16 protein-coding genes are annotated in these 14,827 nt (G+C 38.1%); 12 read left to right on the forward strand and 4 right to left on the reverse strand.

All coding sequences use genetic code 11. The features are described 5' to 3' along the window. The first annotated feature begins 6 nt into the window (after positions 1-6). The 8 genes from ribF to ACIQXJ_RS02095 all read left to right on the forward strand — a co-directional run bounded on the left by ribF (position 7) and on the right by ACIQXJ_RS02095 (position 9,248). Positions 7-957 (forward strand): riboflavin biosynthesis protein RibF, encoded by a 951-nt coding sequence (gene ribF, locus ACIQXJ_RS02060; RefSeq protein ID WP_403049038.1) that lies wholly within the window; start codon positions 7-9, stop codon positions 955-957. A gap of 269 nt (positions 958-1,226) precedes the next feature. Continuing rightward, positions 1,227-1,496 (forward strand): 30S ribosomal protein S15, encoded by a 270-nt coding sequence (gene rpsO / locus ACIQXJ_RS02065; RefSeq protein ID WP_008178982.1) that lies wholly within the window; start codon positions 1,227-1,229, stop codon positions 1,494-1,496. Positions 1,497-1,884: 388 nt separating this feature from the next. After that, the gene (pnp, locus tag ACIQXJ_RS02070; RefSeq protein WP_403049041.1) at positions 1,885-3,999 is read left to right on the forward strand and encodes a polyribonucleotide nucleotidyltransferase; all 2,115 of its coding nucleotides are present in this window, start codon (positions 1,885-1,887) and stop codon (positions 3,997-3,999) included. A 71-nt stretch (positions 4,000-4,070) separates the two neighbouring features. After that, complete coding sequence (locus ACIQXJ_RS02075; protein ID WP_403049044.1) at positions 4,071-5,294, forward strand: M16 family metallopeptidase; 1,224 nt, start codon at positions 4,071-4,073, stop codon at positions 5,292-5,294. Between the two features lie 661 nt (positions 5,295-5,955). Then, positions 5,956-6,951 carry an ABC transporter substrate-binding protein gene (locus tag ACIQXJ_RS02080; RefSeq protein ID WP_403049047.1) on the forward strand — a complete coding sequence of 332 codons (996 nt, stop codon included), beginning with the start codon at positions 5,956-5,958 and terminating at the stop codon, positions 6,949-6,951. A 15-nt stretch (positions 6,952-6,966) separates the two neighbouring features. Then, complete coding sequence (locus tag ACIQXJ_RS02085; RefSeq protein ID WP_403049050.1) at positions 6,967-7,959, forward strand: FecCD family ABC transporter permease; 993 nt, start codon at positions 6,967-6,969, stop codon at positions 7,957-7,959. Beyond that, positions 7,960-8,742 (forward strand): ABC transporter ATP-binding protein, encoded by a 783-nt coding sequence (locus tag ACIQXJ_RS02090; protein ID WP_403049053.1) that lies wholly within the window; start codon positions 7,960-7,962, stop codon positions 8,740-8,742. An 11-nt stretch (positions 8,743-8,753) separates the two neighbouring features. Then, a complete protein-coding gene (locus ACIQXJ_RS02095) occupies positions 8,754-9,248 on the forward strand; it encodes a HugZ family pyridoxamine 5'-phosphate oxidase (protein ID WP_340825784.1) in 495 nt (164 codons plus the stop codon). A gap of 186 nt (positions 9,249-9,434) precedes the next feature. Here the strand turns inward: ACIQXJ_RS02095 and ACIQXJ_RS02100 are convergent, their stop codons facing one another. Genes ACIQXJ_RS02100 through ACIQXJ_RS02115 form a run of 4 tightly spaced genes read right to left on the reverse strand, consistent with a single transcriptional unit; the run spans position 9,435 to position 11,918 of the window. Further along, the gene (locus ACIQXJ_RS02100; protein ID WP_403049056.1) at positions 9,435-10,049 is read right to left on the reverse strand and encodes an ABC-2 transporter permease; all 615 of its coding nucleotides are present in this window, start codon (positions 10,047-10,049) and stop codon (positions 9,435-9,437) included. Between the two features lie 19 nt (positions 10,050-10,068). Continuing rightward, positions 10,069-10,695 (reverse strand): ABC-2 transporter permease, encoded by a 627-nt coding sequence (locus ACIQXJ_RS02105; protein ID WP_403049059.1) that lies wholly within the window; start codon positions 10,693-10,695, stop codon positions 10,069-10,071. Continuing rightward, the gene (locus tag ACIQXJ_RS02110) at positions 10,692-11,540 is read right to left on the reverse strand and encodes an ABC transporter ATP-binding protein (RefSeq protein WP_403049062.1); all 849 of its coding nucleotides are present in this window, start codon (positions 11,538-11,540) and stop codon (positions 10,692-10,694) included. Before ACIQXJ_RS02110 ends, ACIQXJ_RS02105 begins: the two co-directional genes overlap by 4 nt. Further along, positions 11,541-11,918: a GntR family transcriptional regulator gene (locus tag ACIQXJ_RS02115; RefSeq protein WP_403049065.1), complete on the reverse strand. Its 378-nt coding sequence runs from the start codon at positions 11,916-11,918 to the stop codon at positions 11,541-11,543. A 151-nt stretch (positions 11,919-12,069) separates the two neighbouring features. Here ACIQXJ_RS02115 and ACIQXJ_RS02120 point away from each other — a divergent pair, with 151 nt between their 5' ends. The 4 genes from ACIQXJ_RS02120 (at position 12,070) to ACIQXJ_RS02135 (ending at position 14,826) form a co-directional block, all read left to right on the forward strand. Further along, positions 12,070-12,333 carry a YlmC/YmxH family sporulation protein gene (locus tag ACIQXJ_RS02120; protein WP_173477709.1) on the forward strand — a complete coding sequence of 88 codons (264 nt, stop codon included), beginning with the start codon at positions 12,070-12,072 and terminating at the stop codon, positions 12,331-12,333. A gap of 9 nt (positions 12,334-12,342) precedes the next feature. Next, complete coding sequence (locus ACIQXJ_RS02125; RefSeq protein ID WP_401009434.1) at positions 12,343-13,122, forward strand: dipicolinate synthase; 780 nt, start codon at positions 12,343-12,345, stop codon at positions 13,120-13,122. Beyond that, entirely contained in the window at positions 13,116-13,706 is a 591-nt protein-coding gene (locus ACIQXJ_RS02130; RefSeq protein WP_340825777.1) for a dipicolinate synthase subunit B, read from the forward strand. Before ACIQXJ_RS02125 ends, ACIQXJ_RS02130 begins: the two co-directional genes overlap by 7 nt. Before the next feature lie 82 nt (positions 13,707-13,788). After that, positions 13,789-14,826, forward strand: coding sequence for an aspartate-semialdehyde dehydrogenase (locus ACIQXJ_RS02135; RefSeq protein WP_403049068.1), 1,038 nt, complete (start codon positions 13,789-13,791; stop codon positions 14,824-14,826). The last annotated feature ends 1 nt before the right edge of the window (position 14,827 follow it).

Raw genomic sequence — 14,827 nt, forward strand, 5'->3', positions numbered from 1 at the left:
TTTTGTATGGAGGTTATTCATTTAAAATACCCACACCAATTACAGCAACGAGAAAGCATACAGCCTTACTCATTGGCAATTGGCTTTTTTGATGGTGTACATATTGGACATCAGGCGGTTATTGATGCTGCTAAGCAAGAGGCGGACAAGCGACAAATCTCAACAGCCGTAATGACATTTGATCCGCATCCATCTTTAGTGCTAGGCGGACGAAATGAAAAAGTATTCTATATTACATTATTACAGCAGAAATTGCAGTTGTTTGAAGAACAAGGTGTAGATACTGTATTTGTTGTACATTTTACATCGGACTTTGCAAAGCTGTCACCTGCTGCTTTTATTGATACATTTATTCGAGGATTAAACATTCAACATGTTACAGCAGGCTTTGATTTTTCGTTTGGTGCATTTGGTAAAGGCACAATGGAAGATATGCGTGCGTTAAGTAATGGGGAGTATGGTGTAACAGTTGTCGATAAAAAAACCGATGCGCTTGAGAAAATTAGCTCAACGCGTATTCGTAAGTTATTGCAGGAGGGAGATATGGAGGCAGCAAGAATGCTTCTAGGGCGACCTTTTGACATAAAAGGTATTGTCGTGCACGGCGATAAACGCGGACGTACGATAGGCTTCCCTACTGCCAATGTTCAAGCATTAGAGGGTACATACATTCCAGCAAGTGGTGTGTATGCTGTTCGTCTACTTGTGCAAAATAATTGGTATGATGGTGTATGTAATGTAGGCTATAAACCAACATTTAAAGATCCCAATGACAAGCAACTGTCTATCGAGGTTCATATTTTAAACTTCGAGAAAAACATCTATGGTGAGGAAGTGCATGTTGCTTGGTATAAACGTATTCGAAGCGAGCGTAAATTCGACGGAATCGAAGCGTTAAAAACACAAATAGAAAAAGATAAGCAAGAGGCTATTCACTTTTTTAACGTAATTAAATAGAATTTGTCAAAATGCATGCAGAGTAAAATGGTATTAAAATAGGATAGAATCACTATCTTTTACAGCACTGTTCAGCTTACTCAGCACTATTTGCTTGAGGTCGGTAATGCTTAGACTGTTGGCAGAACAACGTTATTACTTGCTTGCCCCTTTATTTTATGGTAACATTCATAAGTGCATAAAGTGCTTAACCTTAGCTCGGTATACCGATGACTCCAACGTTTACTGTGCTAATGGGGATTAAACAATTATTTAGGAGGTCAATACAAATGGCTATTACAAAAGAACGTAAAAACGAAATTATCGCTGAGTACCGTACTCACGAAAGTGACACTGGTTCTCCAGAAGTACAAGTTGCAGTTTTAACAGCTGAAATCAACGCTTTAAACACTCACTTACGTACACACAAAAAAGATTTCCACTCTGAGCGTGGTCTTCTAAAAATGGTAGGTCGTCGTCGTCACTTACTTAAATATCTTCGTGAAACTGACGTTCAACGTTACCGTGAACTAATCAATCGTTTAGGCTTACGTCGCTAATTGACAATCGAAAAGCGGGATTATTCCCGCTTTTTCTTTATGTTTTTAAAACTTTCTAGCTATTCTTAAGTATTTACCAAGAGATTGATACTTGCAAATGGAAAGCGAATGACTAAGTGCAAATTAAAAGACATAATCTTTATATGTAGGCTACTATAAACATGAATAGCAAAAAATAGCCAAATTACATCAAAATATAAGCACAAAAGCAAGCAAAATCGCCATTAAAACCAAATTAAGAAATAAATCCTAAATAAATTGGCAATAACTGAATTTAAATGTATGATTATTTCATGAAATATTTAGCATAGAACAAGCATTTTTGGTACACTTACTATTAGTACATACAGACGAGTAAGTGTTTTTATAATAGAGAGGGGTTCATTGAATGAACGAAAAGAAAGTCTATTCCTACGAATGGGCTGGCCGTCCACTTGTAATTGAAGTAGGACAGTTAGCAAAACAAGCAAATGGAGCAGCATTAGTACGCTATGGTGATACTTCTGTACTTGCAACAGCAACAATGTCAAAATCACCAAAACCACTAGATTTCTTCCCATTAACAGTAAACTACGAAGAACGTTTATATGCAGCGGGTAAAATTCCTGGCGGCTTTATTAAACGTGAAGGGCGTCCATCTGAAAAAGCGATTTTAGCAAGCCGCTTAATTGACCGTCCAATTCGTCCAATGTTCCCAGATGGTTTCCGTAATGAAGTACAAGTAATTTCAATGGTTATGTCTAATGATCCTGATTGCACGTCTGAAATGGCAGCAATGGTAGGTTCATCATTAGCATTAGCAATTTCTGATATTCCATTCGACGGTCCGATTGCTGGTGTGCAGGTTGGTTATATTGACGGTGAATTCATCGTGAACCCAACAGTGGAGCAATCCAACATCTCAACTGTTCACTTATCTGTAGCTGGTAACAAAGATGCTATTAACATGGTTGAAGCAGGCGCTTTAGAAGTACCTGAAGAGATAATGCTAGAAGCAATTATGTTCGGTCATGAAGAAATTAAAAAAATTATTGCTTTCCAAGAGCAAATTATTGCTGAAGTAGGGAAAGAAAAATTACCTGTAACATTGTTTGAAATTGATGAAGCTATTCAAGCTGATATTAAAGCAGCATGTGAAACGGAAATGCATGATGCGATTCAAACTGCTGAAAAACATGCACGTGATGAAGCTATTAAAGCTGTGAAGGACCGTATTGTCGCTTCTTATGAAGAACAAGAAGCTGATGACATAACAATGAAACAAGTTCATACAATTTTAGATAAAATGGTGAAAGACGAAGTTCGTCGCCAAATTACAGAAGATAAAATCCGTCCAGATGGTCGTAAACTTGATGAAATTCGCCCACTTTCTTCAGAAACAGGGCTATTACAACGTACGCACGGTTCGGCATTATTTACACGTGGACAAACTCAAGCTCTTTCAATTTGTACTTTAGGTGCACTTGGCGATGTACAAATTATCGATGGCTTAGGTGTAGAAGAATCTAAACGCTTTATGCATCACTACAATTTCCCTCAATTCTCTGTAGGGGAAACTGGTCCAATTCGTGGTCCAGGTCGTCGTGAAATCGGTCACGGTGCTTTAGGTGAGCGTGCACTCGAAGCAGTAATTCCTGATGAATCTGTATTCCCATACACAATCCGTTGTGTATCAGAAGTACTTGAATCAAACGGCTCAACATCACAAGCTTCAATCTGTGCTTCTACTTTAGCTATGATGGATGCTGGTGTTCCGTTAAAAGCACCTGTTGCTGGTATTGCGATGGGACTTATTAAAAAAGGTGAGCATTACTCAATTTTAACGGATATCCAAGGTATGGAAGATCATCTTGGAGATATGGACTTTAAAGTAGCTGGTACAGCTAAAGGTGTAACAGCGCTTCAAATGGATATTAAAATTGACGGTTTATCACGCAATATTTTAGAAGAAGCATTAACACAAGCAAAAATCGGTCGTATGCATATTTTAGAATCAATGCTTGCAACACTTGCACAGCCACGTGAGAAATTATCTACTTATGCACCGAAAATTGTTATCGTGCGTATCAATCCAGATAAAATCCGCGATGTAATTGGACCAGGTGGTAAACAAATCAACAAAATTATTGAAGAAACAGGCGTAAAAATTGATACAGAGCAAGATGGTACAATTTACATCTCTTCAGCAGATGAAGAAATGAACGCACGTGCAAAACAAATTATTGAAGATATCGTACGTGAAGCAAAAGTCGGCGAATACTACTTATCAACAGTAAAACGTATCGAAAAATTCGGTGCTTTCTGTGAAATCTTCCCAGGCAAAGATGGCTTATTACACATTTCTGAAATTCAAGAAGAACGTACAAAGCAAGTAGAAGATGTGTTAAAACTAGGCGATCAATTACTTGTGAAAGTTATTGAAATCGACAAACAAGGTCGTGTAAACTTATCTCGTAAAGTAGTTATTCAAGAGGAAAAAGAACGCGCAGAACAAGGTAAATAATTTTATAAAAAAAGGCTGCGTATGATGCGCAGCCTTTTTCAAATAAAACGGTTGTAAAAGGAGGAAATTATTTGGTACAAGTACATACATGTCAAAACGGTGTGCGTATTGTGTCCGAGCAAATTGATCATGTAAGATCCGTTGCTCTTGGCATATTTGTCAATGCTGGTTCTCGCTATGAACTTCCAGAGGAAAATGGAATTACGCACTTTATCGAACATATGCTTTTTAAAGGGACAAAAACGAGAACTGCTCGCCAAATAGCAGAGGAGTTCGACCGTATTGGTGGAGAACTAAATGCCTTTACTTCAAAGGAAAACACATGCTATTATGCGAAAGTTTTGGATCATCATGCGGAGCTTGCCTTAACAATCCTTGCAGATATGTTCTTTAATTCGACATTTTCGGAAGAAGAATTAGAGAAGGAACGTCAAGTAGTACTTGAGGAAATATTAATGAGTGAAGATGCTCCTGATGACGATGTTCATGAAAAGCTTTGGGAAGTAATGTATCCAAATGATGCTCTAGGACGTCCAATTTTAGGGACTGCTGCTACATTAAAAACATTTACTGCAGATGTGATTCGACAATATATGGCTAAACATTATGGACCAGAATCTATTGTGATTTCTGTGGCAGGGAATATTTCTTCATCACTATTAACAACGATTGAAAACTTGTTCGGACATTACGAGGCTTCACCACTTGCTGTTGTACCGGTCCTGACAAATCCACAGTTCCATCCAGGAGAAATTACGAAAACGCGTGATACGGAACAGGCGCATTTAGCACTTTCTTATCCAGCAATCGGTGTCAAAGATCCAGATATGTATAGCTTTATTGCTTTAAATAATATTATTGGTGGAAACATGAGCTCCCGTCTATTCCAAGAGGTACGAGAAGAGCGCGGTTTAGCATATTCAATTTTTTCCTATCAATCATGCTATGCAGATGTTGGGGCATTTACGATTTACGGTAGTGCAAGTCGCCAGCAGCTTTCGCAATTGCAACATACAATTGATGCTACATTGCTTGATATTGTAGCGGGAGGCGTTACTGAGGAAGAGCTAGATAATGCTAAGGAACAGCTAAAAGGAAGCTTTGTGCTTGGTCTTGAAGGTACGGGTGCACGTATGAATCGTAATGGTACAAGTGAATTAGTTCATCGAAGACATCGTTCAGTAGATGAAGTATTAGCGTCCATTGATGCTGTAACAATGGAATCAGTTGATCGACTCATTGCTAAAATATTAAAAGCAGAGCCGGCGATTTCAATTATCGGACCTGAAGCTTAAAAAACCCTAAAACGAGGTCACAAAAAATTCATATATTATTGCGAGGCATCCAACGATTCGATCGTTGGATGCCTCGCTTTAGTGTGTAGACAAAGTTATAGAATTAAACTACTGTAGTTGATTTCCACTCGTGCTGGTTCTACAGGAGTGTCGTGTCGCCCACTCCAATCAATAAGTAATCAATAAGTGCCAGGCACCGAAACAATTTTTATAACTTACTAAAGGAAAAATCCACGTAGATTCTGTGGGTACGCATGCAATGTAAGCCGCAACAATCCGCACGAAAGCGAAGGTTGCGGCTTACAAGGTGCCCGCGGAAAGCGAAGTGGATTTTTCGGGCCGATATTATCCTGAGTGTCAGGCACCTAAACAATTTTTATGCTAGCCAGACTCCTGCGGAAATGCGTCTACTCGGAGCGAATCATCTTAATTTAACTTTGTCGACAGTCTCTAGCGAGGTATTCAACGATTCAATCGTAAATACCTCGCTTTTTCATTTAGTTGTTGGTGGTTCACATGCTATTACTGAAGGATGCCCTATAAGCTATGCATATTTTCCAATTGGAAAATATATTATCAATTAGACGTTGCTATTATCAATGAAGTCTGATATTATAAATGACATTGAATATCATTATCAATTAGTAGGGAGATAGAAAATATGAAAAAGTGGGTTTGGGTTAGTCTTTTAGTAATAGTATGTGCATTAGCGGGATGTGCGAAGCAAGAAGAAAAAAGTGTAGAAAAAGAAGCAGATAAACCAGTACAACAAGAAGTAGCAACAGATGTAAAAGAAGATGCATCCGCAGAAGCATTTGAAGACGGCGTAGATGAAGAAGCATTTCAAAAAGCTTTAGCAAGTTTCCCGGCAGAGGTGCCTGATAAGATCGTCACTACATCAGTCCCGTTAACAGAGATGCTTAACCTATTAGGCATTACACCCGTGGGAGTTCCAACATCGACAAATCCACTTCCTAAAGATTTTGAGGCAATTACGAAAATTGGCTCACCGATGGCACCGGATTTAGAAGTCATTTCAAGTTTACAAACAGGTTTAATTATTGGGGCATCAGCTCTTCAAAGCTCGTTGGATCAAGCACTAACAGGAATGAATATTCCAACAGCATATTTACCGACAGAGTCATATGACGATTTAAAATTAAGTTTCAAAGTACTTGGTACATACTTTGGAAAAGAAGATCAAATGAATGAAGTGCTACAAAGTATTGTAGCGAAGGAAAATGAACTAGAAACACAGGGGAAAGGCAAGGAACTTCCATCTGTCATGCTAGTGATTGGTACATCTGATTCATTCATGGTTATGAACGAAAAATCATATTTAGGTAGTTTAGTTGAACGTTTAGGTGCAGATAATATTGCACAATCCGTGTTAAAAGCAGACTCAACATATTCACCAATGAACTTAGAAAATATTGTAGTAGCTGATCCGGATATGATTTTCGTATTAGCATCAGGTGATCATGGCGCGAATGAAGATAAATTTAAGCAAGAAATTGAAAAAAATAGTGCGTGGACACAATTGTCAGCTTATAAAAATGACAAAATATATATGCTTGATTATAGTACATTTGGTGTGACTTCCATTGCCAATGTAGAAACAGCACTTACAACAATTGCAAATTATTTCTACAAGTAAGAATGAGGTTTAACTATGATTAGTACAACGAGAAGTCGCATAATCGTAATCGTTACCTTTGTGCTGACATTAATAGCAGCGATTGTTGCCATTGGACTTGGAAGTGTCCATATTACAATTCCAGAAATACTATCAACGATATTAAATGGCCGGACAAATGAAGGTGTGTATACAACGATAATTTGGGATATTCGACTGCCGCGTGTATTACTAGCATTAATTATTGGTGCAAATATTGCAATTTCAGGTGCGCTATTGCAGGCGGTGATGGGGAATCCATTAGCTGACCCAGGATTGACAGGTGTCACAAGTGGTGCTGCTGCCTTTGTGTTACTTATTATGTTAGCCAATCCGGAATTCACAAATTACATTCCGATTGCAGCATTTGTTGGGGGCTTACTTGCAGCAACAATTGTCTACGCATTAGCTTGGCGTCGTTCAGGTATTTCACCAATAACAATTATTTTATCAGGTGTTGCTGTCAATGCACTAGGTGGCGGAATAATTGGTTTCCTATCCATCATGTATAGTGATCGTCTTCCATCTGCTGTGCAATGGCTAAATGGTAGCCTTGCCGCGAAGGGAAATGCTTCGCTACATATGATTTATCCTTACGCCATTATCGGATGGATTATATCAATCTTTGCTATCCGAAAGGCGAATATTATCCGCTTAGGAGACCAAGTTGCAGTGAACCTCGGCGAAAATGTAACACGTATTCGTATTATGTTATCTATTTTAGCTGTATTTTTAGCAGCTATCTCAGTAGCGGCAATTGGTATGATCGGTTTTGTCGGCTTAATCGTTCCACATATGGCGCGCATGCTTGTAGGCTCAGACTATAAGTACATGCTACCGATGAGTATGGCGATGGGCGCTATAGTATTACTTATTGCAGATACAGGTGGTCGGACATTATTTGCACCACTAGATATTCCAGCAGGGATTATTATGGCTGTTATTGGTGGACCCTATTTCTTATATTTAATGCGAAAGAAGGCGTTTTAATTGTTAAAAATTGAACAGCTATCTGTCCGTTATGAGCAAAAAGAAGTTGTCCATAATTTTTCATTTGATGTCAACAAAGGAGAGGTACTATCCATTATCGGGCCGAATGGCTCTGGAAAGTCTACGATACTAAAGGCCATTGCACGTATGCAGCCTTACAGTGGTGGGACAATTACCTTCAACGGCGAAAATATACGTCGACTTTCGTCTAAAGAAATTGCACAGAAAATGTGCATACTTAGTCAGCGAAATCAAGCGCCAGCAGATATTTCAGTTCGAAATTTAGTCGCTTATGGTCGCTATCCACATAAAAAATGGTTTGAACGTTTAAATGCTGAAGATGAAGAAATCATTGATTGGGCATTAGAGAAAACGCAATTAATGCACTATCGAGATCAACCAATTGCGGCGTTATCTGGTGGAGAATCGCAACGCGCATGGATTGCGATGGCATTGACACAACGACCACAAATTTTATTATTGGATGAGCCTACGACTTATTTAGATATTGCCCATCAACATGAAGTACTGGAATTAGTACGAGAGCTTAATCGTGAAATGGGGATGACGGTTGTCATGGTACTCCATGATCTAAATCAAGCATCTAGTTATAGCGACCAAATTGTCGTTGTAAAGGATGGATACCGAGCACAAATTGGTACACCTGAAGATGTGATGACAGAAGAAATGATTCAGCAAATTTATCGGATGGAAGCGGAAATTCAATATGTATCATGGGATTCCGCTCCCCGAATTCAATTAAAAAGTACTGTGAAGGCATAGGAGGAATTAGGATGCAAAAAGAAATTAACATGGACCAAATTAAACAGGATTATGAAGCGTTTATACAAGGTAAAAAAAGTTGTGTTCTTAGTCTTGTAGATGCAGAAGGTAAGCCGTTCAGCAGTACTACACCATTTGTGCGACTAAACGGGAAATTTTATGTTTATATTAGTCGGATTGCTGAGCATTTTAAACTAATGGAGCAGTCTCAATTTGTAGATTTAATATGTGTAGCAGACGAGGCAGTAACAGCTAACCCGTTTGCGACAGAGCGTGCACGTTGGCAATGTACACCTACTTTATTAGGTAATGAAGGCTATGAGGAAGTGTTTGCATTATTCGATGAAGTGCATAATGCGAAAATGATGCAATTATTGCGCACACTTGATTTTTCACTATTTGAGCTAACACCTTTAGAAGGTCGTTACGTTGTCGGTTTCGGTAAAGCGTTTGATATTGATGTAACGACTGACACTTTAAAACATGTAGTAATTGATAAAAAATAGCATAAACGTGAGCGTTTGATTTTCGCTCCGACTGGACGCTTAAGCAACGCCCCGCGGAAAGCGAGCAACCCGCAACGGAAATTAGCCTTCACCTTGTAATTACAAAGCAAGCCCCACCGTGGTTTATTTCACGATGGGGCTTGTCCTATTTATGAATATTATTGGTCAGTCGGATTGTTGTTAGCATTAATAGATTTCTTTAGCTCTATACAGCACATGGCATTTTCGAAAAACGAAAATACTGATGATTATGCTAATTACTGTTGGTATTAAAATGACTGACAAATTGATAGCTACCATTGATAAATAATAATGGATTGGAAAATTAACGGAAAAAATAAGTAATACATAAACTATCATTCTAAAGGACCGCATCCCTTTAGTCGCCTCTATATGATGTGTATAAAATTGCGTACAAACAAGCAAAATAGCACAGCTAATATTTGCGAAATAAATAGCAAAATGCTCGAAGCTATCGCTATGTTCGTAAAACGGTGAAAAATAAATAGGAGCAGATGTGATAAACAGTAGTGCAATTAAGCCGTAACAATAAAGATAATCCGCTTGTAACTGCATCTTTTTCGTTAAAGGAAGACTATTAACAAACAGTTCCCACTTCGCTTTATGATCTTGCGTATACATGCTTTCGACTATCGTCACAGAAAAAATTAACGCAAATATGACGATAGAAGAGTCACTGAAAAAATGTAAGTTTATGAAAGTTATGGACAAACTAATTATAAGCAACAAAAGTATATACCATTTTTGCATGGACAATCTATGCCATAATAAAGCTTTCATAGTGCATGCAACCTCCCTCCTAAAATTCCTTACGTTTATAGATTGCTGTTGAAATAAGAGAAGATAACCATAAAATAAAAAGTCCGATAAAAGGTGCGAGATAGCTCAAATGTTGTAGTTTAGAAACAACTAGCAAAATATTCGCAAAGTACTCATCTAACATACCGATAATCAAGCCTGGAATAAAGCATAGGAAAATAAGGACAAATCTTCCTTTTATAGAGCCGAATTTTATATAGATTGGTAATAATAAAGCAAGCATACATAATGCTGCCGCAATAATAAGGTTAAATGTAAGGAAATAATTAGCTGTTTCCCAATTGTTGGTGAAGTGATTAATTATAAAAACAATAGGTAACGCAATAATCAATGCGATAAACATTAGAAAAAGGCTGAGCATGTATTTACTAAGGACAATTTCGCTCTTTGAAATGGGTAAAGTATTGGCATATTTATCAAAATCACATAGTTCATCATAAGTAAGAGCAGTGACTGCTTGAATAATTAGGAGAAATAAAATAAAGGGAAAAATAAAATATCCTTGCCCAAACACAATGGATATAAAAAGAATCGGTAAAAGAAAAAGGACTTGTATCTTTAATTGCCGTTGAATGGTCATTAAATCTTTTACTAGAAGAGCAGTCATAATTGAACACTACCTTTCACGTAAAATAGCATGATATCTTCAATAGTAGGCCTTTCAACGGTAAATGCTTCACTTATTTCGTTTTTTAGAACAAGTACTTCAAGCCCGAAAGCGCCATTACGTTTGCGGATAATGGCTTGCTCTGGTAAATCGCTTACTTCCTCTTTGTTCCCTTTGAAAATACCGTAGTCATACAGTAAGACATCCTTGCTTTCACTAAATAAAATTTCACCATTATGAATAAATGTAATATAGTCAGCTATCTTTTCTAAATCACTCGTTATATGTGATGAAAATAAAATGCTATGTGTCTCGTCCTGCATAAAATCTAAAAACAAGTCGAGAATTTCATCACGTATAATTGGATCTAGTCCACTTGTCGGTTCATCTAAAATCAATAATTTTGGATGATGTGACAACGCTAATGCAATTGATAGCTTCATCCTCATTCCTCGAGATAATTCTTTTACCTTTTTTCGCTCAGGTACTTTAAATTGTGCCAATCGCTCAAAATAATAGGTAGAATCCCATGTTTTAAATACCTTTTTCATAAATTTGTCGAGTTGCGTCGCATTAAGCGTTTCAGGTACATGCAGCTCGTCGAAAACGACACCGATGTCGTTTTTTATCGCAAGCTCATGTTCGACAATGTCTTTGCCGAATAGCGAAATTTCGCCATATTCTTTTTTCAATAAATTGAGCATGCATTTAATAGTAGTTGATTTGCCTGCACCGTTCTCACCAACAAAGCCCATAACAGTTCCTTGTGGTACTGAAAAACTAATATCTTTTAATGAAAAGCCTTCAAAGATTTTGTGTAAATCATGAATTTCTATGGAATTCATTTAGTTGTCCTCCTCTACAATTAACGAAAGTAAGTCTCCTAATTCCTCTTTTGAAAGACCTGCAGTTTTGGCTGTCCTTACGGCTTTTTGCAGATGCTCTTCTACTTGACGCAATAATTCCTCACGGAGAAAGTCTTGGTTGCGTTCAGTGACAAAGCTACCCTTGCCAGCTACGGTTTCAATAAAGCCATCTCGCTCTAAATCTGCATAAGCTCGTTTTGTTGTCATTACGCTAATTTTGAGATCCTTTGCGAGTGCACGAATAGAGGGGAGTACATCGCCAGCCTGTATTTTATTTGCTAAAATTGCCTCTTTTAGCTGTACAGTAATTTGCTCGTAAATTGGTTTTTCACTCGCATTGCTTAAATGGATATGCACAAATTTTCACCTCGCATTTTTAAAAAAACTGTATATATACACTATATACAGTTCAGCCTAAAGTTGCAACATTGAAGTACTTTCAATATGGGGCACGATTTGCAAAAACTCGGCATATATTGGGTTAACGGCTCAAGGAGGGAGATGAGGCATGCTATTATCTGAAATGGTGGATAAAGAGTTAATTCAGGTTGAAGGTGGTGTACATTTTGGCATACTGGCACACACAGAATGCCTATTAGATGTGCAGACAGGAAAGATACATGGATTTGAGATTATTAAAGAAAAATTACCATTCCAAAAGAAGAAAGTGAAAGTTAGTGAAATGATTCCATGGCATGAAATTATCTTAATTGGAGAAGATCGTATTTTATTTAACAAAACAACGACGGTACAGTCCGAATTTTTACAGTGAGGTGAGCTTTTGGAAAACGAAAAATGGCTGGTGATCGGCGAGGACTCAAGGTTAAAAGAATTAGCAACGATGCTGCGAAGCCCTTCACGTACAGTATTCTATAAAAGAACTTCAGTTTGGAATGAGGAGTTAAATAAACTTGTTTTAGAGTTCCAGCCCAATAAAATTATTCTACCTATACTTCCATTGAAGATAGAAGTAGAACAATTATATGGCATATCACAAGTTAAGTTTTATACTGGGCGATTGACAATGCATTGGAAGCAGTTGCTTGAAAAAAATGAAACTAATTGCTATTTACAGCAAGAGTCTTTTATTTGGCAAAATGCGAGGTTGACAGCGGAGGGATTTATCGCCACGTTCTACGGACTCGAGCAGAAATGTATTTACGGACAAAACTTTACAATCGCAGGCTTTGGACGCATCGCCAAAATGCTCGCTTCTTTACTCGTAAAGATGGGTGCTAACGTGCATATTGTTGCGCGTTCAGTGGTACAAGTGAGTGAAGCGAAAGCATATGGCTATAAAGCGTCTGATTTAGATGATCGAAAATGGTCGATACATGATGGAATTTTCATCAATACGATTCCTGCCAAATGGATTACAGAATCGTTTCAGGACCATGTGCCTGCTGTGCTATATGATTTAGCTTCAGAGCCAGGCTGTTTAGATATTGATGCTGACCAGTTACAGACATATGTACTATTGCCATCATTACCTGGGAAATACTTTGCACATGATGCGGCAGAAATTTTGTGCAAGGCAATAGAGGAGGAAGAAAATTGCTGACGGGTAAACGAATTGGTTTAGGCATTACGGCTTCACATTGCACGTATGAGGATGTTGTACCCAAAATTCAAAACTTTATCAATGCAGGGGCTACAGTTATCCCGATTATTACCCACTCTGTATTACATGCCGCTACACGTTTCGGTACAGGAGAAGAATGGATTGCAAAAATAGAGGAATTGACAGGACAAAAAGTGATTTCTTCTATAAAAGAAGCAGAACCATTTGGACCTTCCAATCCATTGGATGCAATGGTTATAGCTCCAATGACCGGTAATAGTATTAGTAAATTTGCCAATGCAGCGACAGATAGCCCTGTGCTGATGGCGGCAAAGGCAACATTGCGAAACGGCTCGCCTGTCGTGCTAGGCATTTCCACAAATGATGCACTTGGCCTGAACGGCATGAATATTATGAAACTGCTCAATTCCAAAAACATCTACTTTATTCCATTCGGTCAAGATTCACCCCATGGAAAACCGAATTCATTAATTGCTGATTTTAATCAAATGGTCGAGACGGTTGATGCAGCAATTACGCAGAAAACGCAATTACAACCACTGTTGATACAATATTTCAAATAAATCATTAATTGCACACAATTTTCAGTATTTTTGTGATACAATAGCACACATTATGGAACTTGTATTCAAGGAGAGATGACAGATGACTAAGCAGTTAACAGTTGCAGTTGTAGGGGCAACAGGAGCAGTAGGTTCAAAAATGATGGAGCAGCTAATTAAACGAAAATTTCCAATCGGGCATATTAAATTTTTAGCTTCTGCACGTTCTGCAGGAAAACCAATCGAATTTAATGGTAAGACATATACAATTGAAGAAGCGACACCAGAAGCTTTTGACGGCGTCAATGTCGCTTTATTCTCTGCGGGTGGTTCTGTATCGGCAGTGCTTGCGCCTGAAGCGGCAAAACGCGGGGCGGTAGTTATTGACAATACGAGCCATTTCCGTATGGATCCAGAGGTACCGCTAGTTGTACCTGAAGTAAATCGCGGCGATCTTGCTAAACATAAGGGGATTATCGCAAATCCAAACTGCTCTACAATTCAAATGGTTGCAGCACTTGAACCAATCCGTGCGACATTTGGCTTAACAAAGGTATTAGTATCAACATACCAAGCAGTTTCTGGTGCAGGTATTTCAGCAATTGAAGAATTAAAAGCACAAAGCGCAAACTGGGATGCAGGTAAAGATGTAGAAGCGAATATTTTACCAAGTGGTGGCGACAAACGTCATTTCCCAATTGCTCGTAATGTCATTCCACAAATCGATAAATTTACAGACAATGGCTTTACATACGAAGAAATGAAAATGATTAATGAAACGAAGAAAATTATGCATGCACCAGAGCTAAAAGTAGCTGCTACTTGCGTACGTGTACCTGTCGTTTCAGGACATTCTGAATCTGTTTATATAGAAGTAGAAAAAGATACGACAGTTGAAGGTATTTTCGAAGTTTTACGTCATGCACCTGGAATTGTATTACAAGATGATATCGCAACACAAACTTACCCAATGCCAATTTACGCAGAAGGGGAAGATGCTACTTTTGTAGGACGTATCCGTCAAGACTTAGATAATAAAAAGGGATTCCATCTCTGGATCGTATCAGATAATTTATTAAAAGGCGCTGCATTGAACTCTATCCAAATTGCAGAAGCAATGCTTGAGGATAACTTACTATAAG

The sequence above is a fragment of the Lysinibacillus sp. NPDC097868 genome, from assembly GCF_044761135.1.
Classification (GTDB): Bacteria; Bacillota; Bacilli; order Bacillales_A; family Planococcaceae; genus Lysinibacillus.

Coding starts and splice junctions, on each gene's coding strand:
- ribF (WP_403049038.1), top strand. CDS start 7: ATGGAGGTTATTCATTTAAAATACCCACACCAATTACAGCAACGAGAA.
- rpsO (WP_008178982.1), top strand. CDS start 1,227: ATGGCTATTACAAAAGAACGTAAAAACGAAATTATCGCTGAGTACCGT.
- pnp (WP_403049041.1), top strand. CDS start 1,885: ATGAACGAAAAGAAAGTCTATTCCTACGAATGGGCTGGCCGTCCACTT.
- ACIQXJ_RS02080 (WP_403049047.1), top strand. CDS start 5,956: ATGAAAAAGTGGGTTTGGGTTAGTCTTTTAGTAATAGTATGTGCATTA.
- ACIQXJ_RS02085 (WP_403049050.1), top strand. CDS start 6,967: ATGATTAGTACAACGAGAAGTCGCATAATCGTAATCGTTACCTTTGTG.
- ACIQXJ_RS02095 (WP_340825784.1), top strand. CDS start 8,754: ATGCAAAAAGAAATTAACATGGACCAAATTAAACAGGATTATGAAGCG.
- ACIQXJ_RS02100 (WP_403049056.1), bottom strand. CDS start 10,049: ATGAAAGCTTTATTATGGCATAGATTGTCCATGCAAAAATGGTATATA.
- ACIQXJ_RS02105 (WP_403049059.1), bottom strand. CDS start 10,695: ATGACTGCTCTTCTAGTAAAAGATTTAATGACCATTCAACGGCAATTA.
- ACIQXJ_RS02110 (WP_403049062.1), bottom strand. CDS start 11,540: ATGAATTCCATAGAAATTCATGATTTACACAAAATCTTTGAAGGCTTT.
- ACIQXJ_RS02120 (WP_173477709.1), top strand. CDS start 12,070: ATGCTATTATCTGAAATGGTGGATAAAGAGTTAATTCAGGTTGAAGGT.
- ACIQXJ_RS02135 (WP_403049068.1), top strand. CDS start 13,789: ATGACTAAGCAGTTAACAGTTGCAGTTGTAGGGGCAACAGGAGCAGTA.